The organism is Providencia sp. PROV200 (assembly GCF_049901995.1).
Lineage (GTDB): Bacteria > Pseudomonadota > Gammaproteobacteria > Enterobacterales > Enterobacteriaceae > Providencia > Providencia rettgeri_E.
Genome location: NZ_CP096307.1, coordinates 1,815,609 through 1,833,620, shown reverse-complemented (window position 1 = coordinate 1,833,620; position 18,012 = coordinate 1,815,609). Strand labels below are relative to the sequence as shown.

General features: G+C 38.8%; 18 protein-coding genes and 3 tRNA genes. 12 read left to right on the top strand and 9 right to left on the bottom strand.

Translation table 11 applies throughout. From position 1 onward, the window contains the following. Positions 1–23: 23 nt before the first annotated feature. From pdxY to anmK, 4 genes are all read right to left on the bottom strand, one after another. A complete protein-coding gene (gene pdxY / locus M1E86_RS08400; protein ID WP_213913248.1) occupies positions 24–887 on the bottom strand; it encodes a pyridoxal kinase PdxY in 864 nt (287 codons plus the stop codon). A 237-nt stretch (positions 888–1,124) separates the two neighbouring features. Then, a complete protein-coding gene (tyrS, locus tag M1E86_RS08395; protein ID WP_102139691.1) occupies positions 1,125–2,399 on the bottom strand; it encodes a tyrosine--tRNA ligase in 1,275 nt (424 codons plus the stop codon). Between the two features lie 161 nt (positions 2,400–2,560). After that, positions 2,561–3,214 carry a pyridoxamine 5'-phosphate oxidase gene (pdxH, locus tag M1E86_RS08390; RefSeq protein ID WP_125890981.1) on the bottom strand — a complete coding sequence of 218 codons (654 nt, stop codon included), beginning with the start codon at positions 3,212–3,214 and terminating at the stop codon, positions 2,561–2,563. 20 nt (positions 3,215–3,234) lie between these two features. After that, positions 3,235–4,356, bottom strand: a complete 1,122-nt coding sequence (anmK, locus tag M1E86_RS08385) for an anhydro-N-acetylmuramic acid kinase (RefSeq protein WP_185746849.1) — start codon at positions 4,354–4,356, stop codon at positions 3,235–3,237. Between the two features lie 532 nt (positions 4,357–4,888). On the opposite strand from anmK, the gene M1E86_RS08380 reads away from it, so the two are divergent. After that, entirely contained in the window at positions 4,889–5,356 is a 468-nt protein-coding gene (locus tag M1E86_RS08380; protein ID WP_036958672.1) for a glycine zipper 2TM domain-containing protein, read from the top strand. A 455-nt stretch (positions 5,357–5,811) separates the two neighbouring features. On the opposite strand, the gene slyA is transcribed toward M1E86_RS08380, so the two are convergent. Both slyA and M1E86_RS08370 read right to left on the bottom strand, forming a co-directional pair. Beyond that, positions 5,812–6,246: a transcriptional regulator SlyA gene (gene slyA, locus M1E86_RS08375; protein ID WP_094961765.1), complete on the bottom strand. Its 435-nt coding sequence runs from the start codon at positions 6,244–6,246 to the stop codon at positions 5,812–5,814. A 530-nt stretch (positions 6,247–6,776) separates the two neighbouring features. Then, positions 6,777–7,016, bottom strand: a complete 240-nt coding sequence (locus M1E86_RS08370; RefSeq protein ID WP_125890980.1) for a DUF1289 domain-containing protein — start codon at positions 7,014–7,016, stop codon at positions 6,777–6,779. A gap of 167 nt (positions 7,017–7,183) precedes the next feature. Between M1E86_RS08370 and gloA the strand changes: the two genes are divergently transcribed. Continuing rightward, entirely contained in the window at positions 7,184–7,591 is a 408-nt protein-coding gene (gloA, locus tag M1E86_RS08365) for a lactoylglutathione lyase (protein WP_125890979.1), read from the top strand. Positions 7,592–7,718: 127 nt separating this feature from the next. After that, positions 7,719–8,363, top strand: coding sequence for a ribonuclease T (rnt, locus tag M1E86_RS08360; RefSeq protein ID WP_125890978.1), 645 nt, complete (start codon positions 7,719–7,721; stop codon positions 8,361–8,363). A gap of 100 nt (positions 8,364–8,463) precedes the next feature. Here the strand turns inward: rnt and M1E86_RS08355 are convergent, their stop codons facing one another. Then, a complete protein-coding gene (locus tag M1E86_RS08355; protein ID WP_102139695.1) occupies positions 8,464–8,811 on the bottom strand; it encodes a Grx4 family monothiol glutaredoxin in 348 nt (115 codons plus the stop codon). 480 nt (positions 8,812–9,291) lie between these two features. On the opposite strand from M1E86_RS08355, the gene sodB reads away from it, so the two are divergent. Together sodB and purR are read left to right on the top strand one after the other, a co-directional pair. Beyond that, positions 9,292–9,870, top strand: coding sequence for a superoxide dismutase [Fe] (gene sodB, locus M1E86_RS08350; RefSeq protein ID WP_213913249.1), 579 nt, complete (start codon positions 9,292–9,294; stop codon positions 9,868–9,870). 441 nt (positions 9,871–10,311) lie between these two features. Continuing rightward, positions 10,312–11,337, top strand: coding sequence for an HTH-type transcriptional repressor PurR (gene purR, locus M1E86_RS08345; RefSeq protein ID WP_125890977.1), 1,026 nt, complete (start codon positions 10,312–10,314; stop codon positions 11,335–11,337). 9 nt (positions 11,338–11,346) lie between these two features. Here purR and punR read toward each other — a convergent pair whose 3' ends face one another. Further along, a complete protein-coding gene (gene punR / locus M1E86_RS08340) occupies positions 11,347–12,252 on the bottom strand; it encodes a DNA-binding transcriptional activator PunR (RefSeq protein ID WP_213913250.1) in 906 nt (301 codons plus the stop codon). Between the two features lie 122 nt (positions 12,253–12,374). Here punR and punC point away from each other — a divergent pair, with 122 nt between their 5' ends. The 3 genes from punC (at position 12,375) to M1E86_RS08325 (ending at position 14,965) form a co-directional block, all read left to right on the top strand. Then, the gene (gene punC, locus M1E86_RS08335; protein WP_213913251.1) at positions 12,375–13,601 is read left to right on the top strand and encodes a purine nucleoside transporter PunC; all 1,227 of its coding nucleotides are present in this window, start codon (positions 12,375–12,377) and stop codon (positions 13,599–13,601) included. 308 nt (positions 13,602–13,909) lie between these two features. Next, the gene (locus M1E86_RS08330; RefSeq protein WP_349490923.1) at positions 13,910–14,668 is read left to right on the top strand and encodes a helix-turn-helix transcriptional regulator; all 759 of its coding nucleotides are present in this window, start codon (positions 13,910–13,912) and stop codon (positions 14,666–14,668) included. A 24-nt stretch (positions 14,669–14,692) separates the two neighbouring features. Beyond that, positions 14,693–14,965 (top strand): putative quinol monooxygenase, encoded by a 273-nt coding sequence (locus M1E86_RS08325; protein ID WP_102139700.1) that lies wholly within the window; start codon positions 14,693–14,695, stop codon positions 14,963–14,965. 213 nt (positions 14,966–15,178) lie between these two features. Here the strand turns inward: M1E86_RS08325 and M1E86_RS08320 are convergent, their stop codons facing one another. Next, on the bottom strand, positions 15,179–15,844 hold the full coding sequence (locus M1E86_RS08320) for a riboflavin synthase subunit alpha (protein ID WP_125890974.1): 666 nt from the start codon (positions 15,842–15,844) through the stop codon (positions 15,179–15,181). Between the two features lie 275 nt (positions 15,845–16,119). Here M1E86_RS08320 and M1E86_RS08315 point away from each other — a divergent pair, with 275 nt between their 5' ends. From M1E86_RS08315 to M1E86_RS08300, 4 genes are all read left to right on the top strand, one after another. After that, on the top strand, positions 16,120–17,493 hold the full coding sequence (locus M1E86_RS08315) for an MATE family efflux transporter (protein ID WP_213913253.1): 1,374 nt from the start codon (positions 16,120–16,122) through the stop codon (positions 17,491–17,493). Between the two features lie 158 nt (positions 17,494–17,651). Continuing rightward, a tRNA-Val gene (locus M1E86_RS08310) sits at positions 17,652–17,728 on the top strand. A 30-nt stretch (positions 17,729–17,758) separates the two neighbouring features. Continuing rightward, positions 17,759–17,835 (top strand) — tRNA-Val (locus tag M1E86_RS08305). A 31-nt stretch (positions 17,836–17,866) separates the two neighbouring features. Continuing rightward, a tRNA-Val gene (locus M1E86_RS08300) sits at positions 17,867–17,943 on the top strand. The last annotated feature ends 69 nt before the right edge of the window (positions 17,944–18,012 follow it).

Here is an 18,012-nt window from a genome sequence, read left to right as displayed (position 1 = left end):
TATTTTCAATCATACAAATTAATTTAATCTAATTGTGTTGCACAGAAATTATGTTCAGGATTAACCATTTTGTCTTGAGCAGCGACGAGCTGTAACTCATACTTACCCATTTCTTTGGTTTTTATCATCACTTCATATACCGCGGCTGCAACGTGCTCTAATCCCTTATCTAAAGGCTCACCTTTCAATAAGTTAACCAACATCAAACCACTGGTCAAATCACCAACACCGACAGGTTGTTTCTCACCAAAATCAACGAGAGGACGGCTAACATGCCAACTATGTTCTGCTGTTACGAGGATCATTTCAAAACGATCAGCACGATACCCTGCACGACTTAAATGCTTAACAAGAACGATTTTAGGACCTTTATGGCACAATTCGCGAGCAGCTTGAACTGCTTCTTCAACATTTTTTATTGTTCTGTTCGTTAATGTTTCTAACTCTAGTAAATTTGGTGCTATGGCGTCGCTTGCAGCCAGTGCACGTTCACACAAGAACTCAGCAACACCGGGTGCCACAATACAACCTTTCTCAGGATGCCCCATAACTGGGTCACAAAAATAGATAGCTTGCGGATTAGCTGCTTTCACTTGTTTCACGATCGAAAGGATATCATCTCCTTGCTCAGCTGAGCCGATATAACCACTTAATACAGCATCACAAATCTCTAATTTATGGATTTTAGCTAAACCATCAACGATATCAGTTAAATGCTGGGCCGAAAAAACACTTCCAGTCCATTGTGGATACTGTGTGTGATTCGAAAATTGTACGGTATTGAGTGGCCACACATCTACGCCCATTCGGCACATAGGAAATGCGGCAGCACTGTTTCCTGCATGGCCGAAAACAACATGGGATTGAATTGATAATACGCTTTTCATTGAGAACCCAAAGAATTGTTATGTCGAATGAAGAGAAATCAGTGATTACCCGTTGCTAATATGGATATACTCTAAATAATTCGAATTACATGTGCATGTAACATAGCAAAATGCTTACGATAAGAATACAGCCGTATGTAATACGGAGCACTCGTTGCCATCAACACCTATGCAACTTGAAATATGACGAGTATAGCCCGGAAAATTCCGGGCTGATATTACAAAGGTTAGTCAGAGCTATTTCCAATTAATTAAGCAGTCGTTTTTCTTACCACGACGGATCAATGTATAGCGACCAAACAAACGGTCTGCATCAGAAAATACATACATTGGCTCTGTTTGTTTTTGGCCATTAATAGATACCGCATTAGAGCTAATAGCCGTTCTTGCTTGCCCACGAGAAGGAACCAACTCTGAATCAACTAAGGCTTGCTGTAAATCAGCGCCTGCTTCTAATGTAATGCAAGGCATACCATCTTGAGCTAATTGCTCAAAATCAGCTTCAGTTAAATCAGATACTGCACCAGAAAATAAACTTTCGGTAATACGCTTCGCTGCTGCTAAGCCTTCTTCGCCATGTACCAATTTAGTGACTAATTCTGCTAATACATATTGAGCTCGAGGCGCTTTACCACTATTTTTATCTTCTTCTTCCAATGCATTAATTTCATCTATTTCCATAAATGTGAAGAATTTTAAGAAGCGATAAACGTCAGCATCTGCCGTGTTGATCCAGAACTGGTAGAATTTATATTGGCTGGTTTTTTTGGAGTCTAACCAAACTGCACCACCTTCTGTTTTACCAAATTTAGTGCCGTCTGCTTTAGTAATTAGAGGAACGGTCATACCAAATACTTGGTTTTGGTGTAGGCGACGAGTTAAATCAATACCCGAAGTGATGTTACCCCATTGGTCAGAACCACCAATTTGCAGTTCTACGCCCATCTCTTTGTTCATATTTGCGAAGTCATAACCTTGTAAAAGGTTATAGGCAAACTCAGTAAAAGAGATACCAACGTCATCACGATTTAGACGTTGCTTAACAGACTCACGGTTAATCATTTGGTTAACAGAAAAATGCTTACCAATATCACGTAAGAAAGTCAGTACGTCCATTTTGCCAAACCAATCATAGTTGTTAGCAAGGCGTGCACTGTTATCACCACAATCAAAACTTAAAAATGGTGAAACTTGGTTACGGATTTTTCCTACCCACTCTTGAACGGTTTCTGCGGTATTTAATTTACGTTCAGTAGCTTTAAAGCTCGGATCGCCAATAAGGCCCGTTGCACCACCTACCAACGCCACAGGCTTGTGCCCGGCTAGTTGGAATCGTTTTAAACACAGCAAAGGCACCAGATGTCCCAAATGCAAGCTGTCTGCGGTAGGATCGAAGCCACAATAGAGAGAGATAGGGCCTTGCGCCAGTCTCTCTGCTAACGCATCCTCATCCGTTACCTGGGCAACGAGGCCCCGCTCTTGCAATTGTTTAATCAGGTTATTGCTAGACATCAATGACTCCATCAGTTGTATTTTGTCTATCTATTTTAGTTTGAATGACCAGTGAGTTTGAGATGTTTATCAAAAGCTCACCAGTGTAATTTGTCAATTTTCTTAAATGAAGCTATAGCATAAAGCGCATATCAATTAAGTGCCAGCTAAAAAACATGATCCTAAGGGGCTAATCTATCAATTTTCCAGCTATCACCTTCTCGTTGGTATAAAAAACGGTCGTGCAAACGGTGTGCGCCACCTTGCCAAAATTCAACACTATCAAATACCACTCGATATCCCCCCCAAAAACTCGGCAATGGGACATCTCCATTTTTAAACTTTTGTTTTAACTCTAAAAATTTCCCTTCTAAAATACCACGTGCTGATATTTTAGAAGATTGCGCTGATGCCCATGCTGCAATCTGGCTGTCTTTCGGCCTACTATGAAAATATTTAACAACCTCAATGGGGTTCAAACGCTCAGCAACCCCTGTGAAATTAACTTGGCGCTCTAATGGATACCATGGAAAATGCAGGCTTATTTTATTATTCTTCTCTAGATGCTTCGCTTTTCGACTACCTAAATTGGTATAAAATACAAGGCCTTTATCATCAAAATGTTTTAATAATACGATGCGTTGGTAAGGCTGCCCAGTTTCATCTACAGTAGCAACACACATGGCTGTCGGATCACTCAATCGAGCTTCGCATGCCTGCTTCATCCATAGTTCAAAAAGTGCCAGTGGGTTTGCTGTTAAGTCATTACGTCTCAACCCGCCTTTAGTGTATTCGCGACGTACCGATGCAAGATCTATTTCATCTAGCTCGTTCATTTTTATATCCTTTACCACAGTTATTTTTTATCGGTATTTTTAGGGTATATTGCCCCAAGCACAGTTTCTTTACTTGCACCAGTAACGGATGCCAAATTTCCTGGAAGACCTGATATCGTTCGTGCTGCTAGCCATGCAAACGCCAAGGCTTCCATATCATCCCCACTGAGACCAAACTTATCACTTGGCGCCACTTCAATTCCCGGAAGCAAAGCGGCCATTCGTTGCATTAAAAAAGTATTCTTTGCTCCACCACCACAAACTATTAAGCGCTCACACCCACCACATAGTAATACTTGCTCTGCGATAGAGGCCGCTGTCAATTCGCATAGTGTTGCTTGAACATCATTCGCTGAAATTGATGGAAAATGAACTAAATGCTGTTCTAACCATTGCGTGTTAAAGTATTCACGTCCCGTACTTTTCGGCGACGAACGTCTGAAATATGGGTCGCTTAACATGGCTTTTAGTAATCCATGGTCAACTTGACCACGACTAGCCCACTCACCACCTTCATCGAAGGCTTTTTGTTGAATACGCCAGCTCCAGGTATCCATTAACATATTCCCCGGTCCTGTGTCATAGCCTTTAACGTAGGCCCCAGGTAATAAAGCTGTCACATTAGCAATTCCACCAATATTCAGTACAATTCGTTTTTCTGTAGAATGCCCTAAAACAGCTAAGTGAAATGCAGGAACTAAAGGCGCTCCTTGCCCCCCATAAGCCATATCTCTTCGGCGAAAGTCCCCTACCGTTGTGATCCCTGTTAAAGCTGCGATACGGTTGTTATCACCTAACTGCATAGTAAAAGGCTGCTCGCCATCAGGCTCGTGCCAAACAGTTTGGCCGTGACAACCAATCGCAATGATGTCCTCGGCAGTTAGTCCTGTTTGAATCAGAAGTTGGTTTATCGCATCTGCATATAAAGAACCTAGCTCTCTATCAATTTTACCAATCTCTGATAGCGTTGTTGCCTGCCCTTGGCATATATCTAAAATTCGTTTTTTTAACTCGATGGGAAATGCAACACTCAAACTGGATTGCTCTGCGACAAATTTGTCACTGATTGCGGCAAGAACGACATCAACACCATCTAGGCTAGTTCCTGACATAACTCCTATGTAACGACCTGATTTCATCATTATTCTTGTTCCTTCAGAGTGCACATTAACTTTACAATATTCAGCTACAAAAGATTGTGCTTTGATGACAAATTTTGTCAACAATTCGATGCAATTTCTCGGCGCGCTTCGCAGGAATAATAAATAAGTGCTTTAAAACTAAAAATTGCTAGACAAGCCAAATAAAAAAGTCGTTTTGTAATATCTGAAATTTTCATTTTCAATATTATGGTACATAATATATCGATCAGCTCAGCATTACTGTTCCGCGCTTCAGTTAAAGTTTAAAACATTATCCTGTTTGGCAACTTGTGCGAAATGATGCTCATAAGCTGACTACCCTATGTGAATATTTAACAAAGAGTGCCTTATTGAATGAAATAATCACGAATTTGAGATATTTTACCTAGTGTTTACGCTCTATTTAAATCAGAATCGGTAATCTAACCATCGCTTTTAATACCATTATTTTGATACTTTGTTGTGTTTATGGTGAAAACAAATATACGATGCTATGTTAGTGCCACAGACAGCAAATCTCATAGGAGTTCTTATGCTTAAGAAAGTTTTTGTAGGTGTTGTAGCAGTTGCAGCCTTATCAGGCTGTGTCAATACCAGTACGCTTTCTGGTGATACTATTTCTGCCAAGGATGCGAAACAGGTACAGACTGTGACTTATGGTACTGTTCTGAATGCTCGCCCTGTGACTATTCAAGCTGGTGAAGACGGTAACGTAATTGGCGCAATTGGTGGAGCTGTACTTGGTGGGTTATTAGGTAACACCATCGGTGGTGGTACAGGTAACACATTAGCAACAGCTGCAGGTGCTATTGCTGGTGGTTTAGCTGGTCAGGAAGCTCAAGGCGCATTAAATAGAAGCCAAGGTGTTCAATTAGAGATCCGCCTCGATAGCGGTAAAAACATTGTTGTTGTTCAAAAACAAGACCCTAGCACCTTCCGTAATGGCCAACGTGTTATGATTGCAAATAGCGGAAATACAGTGACTGTGTCTCCTCGGTAATCTTACGATACTAAATTAGGTATACTCACCGACATTAGCCAGTGAGTATGCCTTAAAAATAATATTGCTGAATAATATAGTTACTTTATGTTATATAATTATATTTTATATTCATCATGTATCGCTTTTAGGTAATACAGTTTCTTGCTTACAAATAACCCCCTTGCTTTCGTGCCTAAAAGCTACTTCCCCCCCCCTTTTTTATAAATTTTTTATTATTAATTAATACGCACTAATAAATTATCCAGCTAACAATTAGAAAACCGTAGGTAAATATAATTAACAGCTTTAATTATATTTAAAGGCAATGAATTATAAAAAGTCATAACTGGGTGTAATTATTATTCCCATTGCCTATTTCTATTTCACCATCATACAAATCACATAGGCCGATTACTTAATTGTTAGTTTAATGATTAGCACACTATTTATTAGTTAGGTATATTATTTTCACATCATGAATCATTTTGTAATCTTAAAATGTTTTTTTCAAGCTTCATAAGTAACTGTGATAATTGATAAAGTTCATCTTTACTAATATTATTCAATATCTCTATACGCGTATTGTTTATGACTTGATCTACCGTTTTAATAAAGGGTTCAGATTCTTCCGTTAACTTTATCCTTTTAGCTCTCCTATCATTTGTACAAGTATGCCTAGAAATAAGTTTTTTTTCCTCTAATTGGTCTAGAGTCCTTACTAATGAAGGCTGTTCAATACCAATCGCTTTCGCTAACTGTATTTGAGATTGTTCAGGCGGTAGTTGACTTATATTATGTAATGTCACCCAATGTGTTTGTGTTAGTTTAAGAGGCTTCAAACGATAGTCGATTAATGCTCTCCACATGCGAACAACACGTGATAACTCTGTCCCAATTTGTGATTCCAATTTACCCTCCTTTATATAATTATAATGTCAAAAAAATATACCATCTTCATATTATTTTTGGATTATATATTAATTTCCCTTTATATTTACAACTTTTTATTTATATATTAGCCATTAAATACCTATATCTAGTTACAATAGCTGATTTATTATGCGATATAACTCTAATTAATATGTCGTTGATTCCTACATTTTTTCAACCTGAGTTTAACGAGATAATCTATCAATTATCTTATTAATAAGAATAGCCGCACTCTCCTTTTTGATCTATCTATTTTAGCTCTTATAGCAGTCGTGAATAACAATAAAAAAAACAATGCTTCATAAGCCTTTAAAAAACAAACAAATATAGTTAATCTTAAAATCATGTTAATTACAGTCATTTTAATTTAACCTATACTAATTTTTAATAAATAAAATTTCATTGAAATATAAACTAAGAAATAAATAGCATGCTAATAATTTATTGAGGATTAATTTATATTGAAAATAAAACATTTGATTTTTTATCATTATTTTCAAACAGAAAACTAGAAAAGTTGTTGTTGTGTATCGATGGTATTTTCTTGAGCTATTTTTTTATTTAATATTCTTAAATGGCGTTGACGACATAAACGAAGTACATTTCGTTTTTCACTATCCGAAAACTTTAACCAATTAAAGCGCTCATCACGAGTGCGATAGCAACCTCGACAATAGCCTTGTTCATTACTTTGACATATACCACGGCAAGGGCTGGGGATCTCAAAAAATTCAAGTTGTTCAGCCATAACTTTCCCCTTAAAAAGAAAAAATCACCATAAATGTATGATATACTCCTAGAAATGAGTATTACCATTATTTGTTCAAAAAACAAACTGTAATCATTGTATTTATTAATTTAAGCACGTTATATTAATAGATAAATCGATTCAGGCTGATTCCAAGAGGTTTAAAAATGCGCTTACTCCATACTATGTTACGTGTTACTGATATGCAGCGTTCTATTGACTTTTACACAAAAGTGTTAGGTATGCGCTTATTAAGAACCAGTGAAAATACAGAGTATAAATACTCTCTCGCATTTGTTGGTTACAGCGATGAAAGTGAAGGCGCTGTGATAGAGCTAACCTATAACTGGGGGGTTGACCAATATGATATGGGTAACGCATATGGTCATATCGCCTTAGGTGTCGATGATGTTGCAAAAACCTGCGATGCTATCCGCAGTGCAGGTGGTAACGTAACACGTGAAGCAGGCCCAGTTAAGGGCGGAACAACTATAATTGCATTTGTCGAAGACCCAGATGGCTATAAAATTGAGCTGATCGAAAACAAAAGCGCAAGTAAAGGCTTAGGCCATTAATTAGCTATATAATCTAAAAGTTTAGGTGCCTATTCTAACACCTAAACTTTTATCACCCTTTACCTGCAAATTTTTACTGGTTTTGGCATAATGTCATCCAACCAGAAAACTAAAACTGAAAGTCCTAATGTCTGAAAAAAACAATCCAAATGCCCTAGTGAACCGATTCAGGGGATACTATCCTGTCGTTATTGATGTTGAAACAGGTGGGTTTAATGCAAAAACTGACGGCCTGTTAGAAATTGCAGCCATCACCTTAAAAATGGATAAAGACGGCTGGCTCTCCATGGATGAAACATTACATTTTCATGTAGAACCTTTTGAAGGCGCAAATCTTGAGCCATCCGCTCTTGCCTTTACTGGAATTGATCCAACTAACCCTCTACGCGGTGCTGTTAGCGAATATGAGGCTCTTCATGCAATATTTAAAGTCATCCGCAAAGGCATGAAAAATACTGATTGTAATCGCGCAATTATTGTTGCTCATAACGCAAATTTTGATCACAGTTTTGTCATGAATGCCGCCGAACGAGCAGGTTTAAAACGTAACCCGTTCCATCCATTTGCAACCTTTGATACCGCGGCATTAAGTGGCTTAGCATTTGGTCAAACAATTTTAGCAAAAGCATGTGTTTCTGCAGGTATCCCATTTGATGGCAAACAAGCACACGGCGCCCTGTATGATACGAATCGCACCGCTCTGCTATTTTGCGAAATTGTTAATAAATGGAAAAAATTGGGTGGCTGGCCAATTATTGAAGATTCTCAATAACTTTTTATCAATAGCAATAATATAAAAAAACCGTATTTAGTAGAAAGTCATCAATGCTTTTACCAAATACGGTTTTTTAGTCTTTTATTTATTGTTTAAATCAGTCTGCGCTAGCTTCATCTGCTGAACGGTATTTATCAGCCGTTTCTTTAATTAGAGATTGCAGCTCACCACGCTGGAACATTTCCATGATAATATCGCAACCACCGACTAGCTCACCATCAACCCACAGTTGAGGGAAAGTTGGCCAATTTGCATATTTTGGCAGTTCCGCACGAATATCTGGGTTTTGCAAGATATCAACATAGGCAAAACGTTCACCACAAGAAGACAGAGCTTGTACTGCCTGAGCAGAAAAACCACAGCTCGGAAGTTTAGGAGAGCCTTTCATATATAATAAAATTGGGTTTTCTTTAATTTGGCGCTCAATTCTTTCAATAGTTGTCATTTTTAACTTCCTTAAAACAAAGATGCAGGTTTTGCAGTCAGCCGGTAACTGAGAGTCTACCTCAACTTAACAGAACACATTGACTGATATAATAAGAAACTGAATTGTTTCATACAATATGCCAGTTTTATAGGGGCATTACTATAACATTCCAAAAAACAAAAAGGCACCTTTTCTATCTTCTCTTTACCTAAGTCAAACAAGTAGCTATTTCTAGGTAAGAACTGAAATTTAATGTACTTAGGTTCCCCACCTACAATATCTATATGATTTTTATCTGTAATTTTTCTATTTATCTGTTAGCATCTTAGCCGCATCATTACCTTTACCTTTGTAAGGTTGATCGTGCTATTATTAATATATTAAGTATCATATCGCCAATAGGCGAAACTCTAATGATAAGCTGTGACATATTATTTTGCTCATTTTAAGAGCAAACACCCTGAGTATTTTGATATAAAAGCAATCAAGGAGTACGCAATGTCATTTGAACTACCCGCTTTACCGTATGCAAAAGATGCTTTAGAACCTTATATCTCTGCAGAAACCTTAGAATATCACTATGGTAAACACCACAACACTTATGTTGTTAACTTAAATAACCTCATCAAAGGTACTAACTTTGAAGGAAAATCTTTAGAAGAAATTATCAAAACTTCTGAAGCTGGGGTTTTTAACAACGCGGCACAAGTTTGGAACCACACTTTCTATTGGAATTGCTTAGCGCCAAACGCTGGTGGCGAGCCGACAGGCAAAGTTGCGGAAGCGATTAATAAAGCATTCGGTTCTTTTGCTGAATTTAAAGCTCAGTTTACTGATGCCGCAACCAAAAACTTCGGTGCTGGATGGACTTGGTTAGTAAAAAAAGCAGATGGTAGCCTTGCAATCGTCAATACATCGAATGCTGCGACCCCAATCTCTGGTGACGACAAACCTGTGTTAACCGTTGATATTTGGGAGCATGCATACTATATCGATTACCGCAACGCCCGCCCTAAATACTTAGAAAACTTCTGGGCACTGGTTAATTGGAAATTTGTGGAAGCAAACTTAGCATAGTCCTCTAGCAAGTATCGAAACAAAGACTAAATTGACAAGGGCGAGATGTACTCGCCCTTTTATTTCACCTACTCGAGGCTGGAATAAAATCAGAAAATATGTGCAGCAAGAAAAATAATCAGTGCTAATGAGCCCAATGCAGCAAGCAATCCATATTTAAAATCTGTATCCATGAGTTCCTCTCATTTTAATGTCATTGAATTAACAAATAACCACTCATTAATTAAGGTTATTAAGTATACATATCTAAAAAAGTAAAACTAGTGTCTATATCACATGTTATAACATCAATTATTTCTTTCGTTTTTGCGCTAGATCAGACAAAATCGACAACAAATCGCTAAGTTATTGCCAGCAAAGGATCAATGCATCAATATGCAGGTAATTTTTTAACAAGAATTATTATAGAGACCGGTTATTGGTCAGGAGTTTTCTTCCCCCATGGCAACGATTAAAGATGTGGCGAAGCGCGCTGGCGTATCCACCACAACCGTATCCCATGTTATTAATAAAACGCGCTTTGTGGCTGATGACACCAAGGCTGCGGTTTGGGCTGCAATTAAAGAGCTTAATTATTCGCCAAGTGCGGTTGCCCGTAGTTTAAAAGTTAATCATACAAAGTCGATTGGCTTACTCGCAACCTCAAGCGAAGCCCCTTATTTCGCAGAAGTAATTGAATCAGTTGAAAATAGTTGTTATGAAAAAGGTTACACACTTATACTTTGTAATTCTCATAATAATTTGGGAAAACAAAAAGCATATTTGCAAATGTTAGCGCAAAAGCGCGTTGATGGCCTACTTGTGATGTGTTCTGAATATCCAGATACGTTAATTAGTATGCTTGAAGACTATCGTAATATCCCAATGGTGGTGATGGATTGGGGAACCTCCCGAGGTGATTTTACAGACAGTATTATTGATAATTCATTCCATGGTGGGTATCTTGCAGGCCGCTATTTAATTGACCGTGGGCACCGTGATATTGGTGTGATCCCTGGCTCGCTTGAAAGAAACACCGGTATCGGCCGCTTAACAGGCTTCAAAAAAGCAATGGAAGAAGCAAAGATCACACTGAAAGACCAGTGGATAGTACAAGGTGATTTCGAACCTGAATCTGGCTATAAAGCAATGATGCAAATTTTAAGCCATAAACAACGTCCTACTGCGGTATTTTGTGGTGGCGATATCATGGCGATGGGAGCCATTTGTGCGGCTGATGAAATGGGGCTACGCGTTCCACAAGACATTTCAATTATTGGTTATGATAATGTGCGAAATGCGCGCTATTTCACACCAGCATTGACCACTATCCACCAACCCAAAGAGCGTTTAGGCCAAATGGCCTTCACCATGCTGCTCGACCGTATCATTAATAAGCGCGAAGATGCTCAAACAATTGAAGTTCACCCTCGCCTTGTAGAGCGTCGCTCTGTCGCTGACGGGCCATTTATCGATTATCGTCGATAAGACAAATCGTTAAGTTGAAAGCCACTCTGCGTTGAGCGTTTCATTATCACCAAGGTAATCCAATAACCAACGGAGCGCGGGTGATGTACTATTTTCCACCCAAGTTAAACAACAAGGACTGGGTGGAAATGGCTGTGCTAATGCTAGTTCAACTAATTGGCCTTTTTCACAAAGCGGAGCTGCTCGATGCTCCGGTACCATTCCAACACATAGCCCATTAACCAAACAAGCTAAACCATTTTCCCAGTAAGGCACGACAAGCCGACGTTGGTTATCAAGTGCCCAAGTATCACGTTTGGGAAGGTTACGAGAGGTATCTTCGAGACACAAACTCGGGTACTCTCTCATTTGGTCATCAGTCAGTTTCTCACCTATTTGGGCTAATGGGTGTTCTGGACTTGCGACACACATCCACGGCATAAAACCCATATCACGGAAGCTGTATCTTTCGCCTATCGGGGACGCTCGAGTCGCTCCAATCGCAACATCTACACGTCCGTCAGCAAGTGCATCCCACACTCCATTAAACACTTCAGGGTGAATAAAAAGTTCAATATCGGGAAAATGACGATAAAAATCAATAAGTAATTGTTCTGTCCTTTGGGGTTTAACAATACAATCAACAGCAATACTAAATTGCCCGCGCCAGCCATTTGCAACTTGCTGGCATTGATGTCTTGTATCTGTCATTTTTTTGATAACAGAACGACTTTCCTTAATAAATATCGCCCCTGCTTCTGTCAGAACAACATCGCGATGTCGGCGTTCAAATAGAGGAACAGCAAGCCATTCCTCAACTTGCTTGACGGTATAACTGATTGCAGAAGGTACACGGTGCAATTCATCAGCAGCACCACTAAAACTTCCAGTTCGAGCAACTGCATCAATCACTTCGAGTGCATGCGCAGACCACATAACCTCTCCTTTCAAAAATTTTGATGGCAAGATCCAAATATTACCGTTTCACAACCTAAAAAAATAGCCTATACAATGACATCATCATTAACAATTTTTTAAATATCAGATAAGTAATAATTATGTCGAATACTGTGAAAAAAAATTCTCCGGGTTTTATGGTTTACCTTGCAGGACTTAGTATGCTAGGTTTTTTAGCCATTGATATGTATTTACCTGCATTTGGCGCTATGCAAAACACCTTGCATACCTCTGAAGGCGCCATCAGTGCTTCTCTCAGTATTTTTTTAGCTGGTTTTGCCTTTGCTCAGCTATTATGGGGGCCATTATCAGACAAACTTGGCCGTAAGCCTGTGCTAATTGTGGGCTTAACTATTTTCATTATCAGTAGCTTAGCCATTTATTGGGTCGAAACCGCAACACAGCTATTAACACTACGTTTTTTACAGGCTGTTGGGGTCTGCTCCGCGGCAGTTTTATGGCAAGCCCTTGTTATCGACCGCTATGATGAGGCAAATACCCAGAAAGTCTTTGCTTCTATCATGCCACTAGTCGCGCTATCCCCGGCTTTAGCCCCATTATTAGGAGCATGGGTTCTAGAGCACCAAACATGGGAAGCAATTTTCCTGATCCTAATGGCGGTGGGCATACTACTTTTATTACCGACACTCTTTTTGAAAAATGTTTCAGTTAAAACAATAACTGATGATAACCAACCAGAAACTAAGATTTCTTTCTCAAACTTGCTCAGTTCCCCTGTTTTCAGCGGTAACGTGCTGGTTTATGCATCCTGTAGCGCGGGTTTCTTCGCTTGGTTAACCGGGTCACCTTTTATCTTACGTGACATGGGCTTCAACCCTGCTGATATTGGTTTGAGCTATATTCCACAAACTTTAGCCTTTATTGTTGGTGGATATGGCTGCCGCATTTTATTAGCAAAAGTTCGCGCAGAAACGCTATTTCCATTATTATTAATTGGTTACGCGGTAAGCATGTCTATTTTATTTATCATGGCCATCTATACCACACCATCATTAACCATGATATTGATCCCATTTTGCTTTATGGCGGCAATGAACGGGGCCTCTTATCCTATTGCAGTATCCAAAGCACTAAATGCATTTCCTAGCGCGAGTGGTAAAGCAGCTGCATTGCAAAATGCCTTACAATTAGGTCTATGTTTCTTAGCAAGCCTACTTGTTTCAGCCCTGAGTTTAGACCCATTGTTAGCAACAACGGGTGTCATGGCGGTTACCATTATTCCAATGACCATTGGTTATTTTATGCAACGCTGCGGCAATAAAAATAATCAAGATCTTGAGCAGGTCGATTGCCAAACGATCTCCTAAAGTATAGCTTGTCGAATCAATCATGCCGTATATAATCGGCATGATTGATATTTAACTAATTCCCAAAAACTTCTTCCAATGTATAACTCTTATGGTTATACCGTAACATTTATTAAGTATTTTTCTATATCACCCATTATTCTTAGCTCACAAAACCTGAACTTTCTTGTCAAAACCCCTTAATCTAAGCGGATTTCACTAATAAATAAGGCTTTTTTTTTGTTATCTACTAAGATATAGATGTTTCATGGTTAATTTTCTTGTTAAAAAACGTTATCATTGCGACATTAAATAATGAGTGCTCAAGAATGATGTTAAAACAGTATTATCCACCAGATGAATTAAAATCCTTTGTTAGCTCTATTTTAATAATCAAAGAGTTTACAGAGGCAATTAAAATTTTTCCTGGAACAGGTGCTGAAATCTGGGTTTCATCAGATACATTTCACATGACAACTGAAAGCAACTCAGCCGCAGACCCTTATCAGCTGATTATTCCTAGAGTCAACACATTTACTGCTAGCCCTAATTTTTCAAAAGTTATGGTATTACGTATTCGTCATGATGCATTGCGTTTTCTTCTGCCTCAAAGAACACTAAATTATACTGATAAACCCATCGCACTAAATGACATATGGAAAGACCGTTGGTTTGAAGCTTTAGCTAACTCTTCATTCAAAGAGTTGTTGGATTGCTTTAATAGGACAAAAGCCAAGAAAAAGTCTCATTTCACAGATGAAATTTTAGAGTTGCTATATCGTAACCCAACTAAAAAAATCACTGAAATTGCCGAAGAGACAGGTTTACATCTCCGAGTCATTCAAAAAGAGTTTTTAAAAGAATACGGTATTACACCAAAAAGGTACCAGATCAATTGTCGCTTAGAGCACGTTTTAAAAAGTATGGTAGTAGAACCAGATACCTACCGCTGGTTTGAAACAGGCTATTATGACCAATCCCACTTTTACCGTGATTTTAAAAGATACTTTACTATGACGCCGTCGGCATTTTTAAAATCAAGTTATTCGCTTTTTTACAATACAAAAACTAAGTACCCATTAAGATAGTTCTTAATACATAAGGAGAACGGAATGAGTATTGTTGTGTATGCCCAAATTACAACAGAAAGGACGGATGGGTATTTAACGAAAGAAATCGTTCGTGACTTAGCAAAACTAAGCCGCCGAGAGAAAGGATGCATTCAATATGATCTTATGGCTAAAGAAAATGGTTACATTGTTTTCGAGGAATGGGAAGACACTCAGGCATTAGAGATGCATAAAAACAGTCCGCATTTCAAGCGATTAGTTGAAGCAATTGAACGTGATAACGCTAGCTTTTCTGTCAATTTTAGTGAAAAATGATCTATTAATAATGAAAACTAGAGCGCATTGTATTTTTAAGCAATTTTAACCTTCTTTATTTAATAGAACTCCGTAACCTATATTCAATAAACAAAATCCAACCATACTTTATTCAGGCTATAGCATAAACTACTATTGCTATAGCCTACCTGATTGCTTATATCGCTATTTATCTTTAACATAAATAACGCAATTGCTTGCTTTAATGCCTATTCACTCTGTTTTTGCTACATTAGCCAACTCTTCTGCTTGCTGTAATAACTTTTCTTGTTCTTTTTGATTTAAAACGCGTTCAACCGTATCAACAATTGCCTGCGTTTGTGGGTCTATCTCTATATTTATTTTATCACCCAAGCGTTTTTTACCTAGTGTTGTTCTCTCTAATGTTTCTGGGATTAAATGTACACAAAACCGATTATTGATTACATCACCCACCGTTAAACTGATGCCATCAATCGCCACAAAGCCTTTATGCAAAATATATTTCATCAAAGCTTTATCATGAATTGACAACCAAATTTGGTGGTTATCTTCGGATGTGAAAATTTTACTAATTTCAGCTGTTGTCATGATATGACCAGAAACGATATGGCCGCCAATTTCGTCACCATATTTTGCGGCGCGTTCGATGTTAACAACATCACCTTCTTGTAATTCCCCTAAGTTAGTCAATCTCAGAGTTTCTTTAATTAGATCAAAACTGACTCTCTCACCATCGATTTTCGTTACCGTCAAACAACAACCATTATGCGCAACGGAAGCCCCTGTTTCTAAACCTCTAAGTAATTCAGGGGTAAATTTCATTACATGAGTTCGAAAGTTGGCTCTTTCTGTAATTTCAATAATAGGAGCGGTCGCTTGGACAATGCCTGTAAACATAATGATTCCCAGTGTAGTGGATTAATAAGCTCAGTTTACATCAGAATTTTTAGAGATCTATCCTATTTGAGTGATAAACAAGACGTTAATAAATCGAGTATTTGTCCATATATTAGGTTCTAAAATGCTCTTTTATAGTTTGTTACCATATCATTATTGGAATCCATTTAGAAAAGGGATAGAATGAGCGGTTTTTAATAATCAATGAGAACTTAGTAACTCATTTATTTTTCTAATTTTTTCCTCTTATTTTCTTTTATTACAAAGGTGTATGCGTGCAGAAATATTTTACAGAAGCGCGTAACTTGTTGGCACTTGGTATTCCTATCGTTTTGGCTCAATTTTCACAAACTGCAATGGGGTTTGTGGATACCGTTATGGCTGGAAGTGTTAGTGAAATTGAGATGTCCGCAGTTGCAGTTGGGTTTTCCATCTGGCTGCCAGCTATTCTTTTTGGCCAGGGCATTTTGATGGCTTTAACTCCAATCGTTGCACAAATGAATGGGTCAGGTCGTCGTAACTTGATTGGAGACCAAATTCAACAAGGGCTGTGGTTAGCGCTGCTTTTAGCCTTAGGTATTATGTGTCTTCTTTATAATAGCCAGCTTATTATCAGCAATATGCCCCATATTGATAAAGAATTGGCGGATAAGTCTGTCCGTTTTTTACATGCTATTATGTGGGGAGCCCCAGGATACTTATTTTATCAGGTGTATCGTAGTCAATGTGAAGGGCTTTCAAAAACCAAACCGGGGATGGTGATTGGTTTTCTTGGCTTGATGATTAATATTCCCATTAACTATATCTTTATCTATGGTCACTTTGGTGCCCCAGCTTTAGGTGGTGTGGGCTGTGGTGTCGCGACCGCATCAGTGTATTGGGCTATGTGTCTGATGATGAGATGGTATGTGAAACGTGCTACTGCGCAGCGCGATATTCGCCCTACAGTCTCTTTCACATCGCCAAATCCATTAATCTTAAAGCGAATTATCGTATTAGGTACCCCTATTGGTCTGGCACTTTTCTTTGAGGTCACTTTATTTGCCGTCGTCGCCTTGTTAGTCGCCCCATTAGGTGTTGTTGCAGTCGCTGGCCATCAAGTTGCATTGAATTTCAGCTCCGTGATGTTTATGTTCCCATTATCATTAGGAATAGCTGCAACCATTCGCGTAGGTTATAACTTAGGACAGAAATCGACTGAAGCCGCTAAAGTTTCATCTTATACTGGTATTGCTGTTGGCTTAATGATCGCTTGTTTTACCGCCGTTCTCACTGCGGTCTTCCGTGAACCGATTGCAATGATGTATAACAAAAACCCTGAAGTGGTTGTTTTAGCGAGTAGTTTGATGCTATATGCCGCTATTTATCAATTATCAGACTCTGTGCAAGTTATTGGTGCGGGAATTTTACGTGGCTACAAAGATACACGTTCTATTTTCTTTATTACCTTCACCGCATATTGGTTACTTGGTTTACCTTCCGGTTATATCTTAGCATTAACTGATATTATCGCACCGGCTATGGGCCCTAAAGGCTTTTGGATTGGCTTTATCATTGGATTAAGCGCAGCTGCGATAGGTATGGCAACACGTATTATGTGGATCCATAAGCAGACAGAGGATGTTATTCTACTTCGCTCAGCACGCTAATTGACGGTTTTTTAAGCTTTTTATTATGGGGGAAGGTGTATTTCGCACCAGATAGTTTTAAATACGAGCAAACTATCACGAAAATACATTTTCCCCTTGCCAGATGAACCTCATAACGTTAATATTCATCCCCGTTGTCACCTAGATAACTTTTAAATGCGTCCGTAGCTCAGTTGGTTAGAGCACCACCTTGACATGGTGGGGGTCGGTAGTTCGAGTCTACTCGGACGCACCATTTCTAGTGAACACAATGTTAATTTTCAGTGCGTCCGTAGCTCAGTTGGTTAGAGCACCACCTTGACATGGTGGGGGTCGGTAGTTCGAGTCTACTCGGACGCACCATTTCAAATAAACACAATCCAAACTTTTCAGTGCGTCCGTAGCTCAGTTGGTTAGAGCACCACCTTGACATGGTGGGGGTCGGTAGTTCGAGTCTACTCGGACGCACCATTTTGTTATCATGCCTCCCACCTTAAAATTTTTCTTGATTGTTTACTATCATTCCCTTAATTTGTTGCG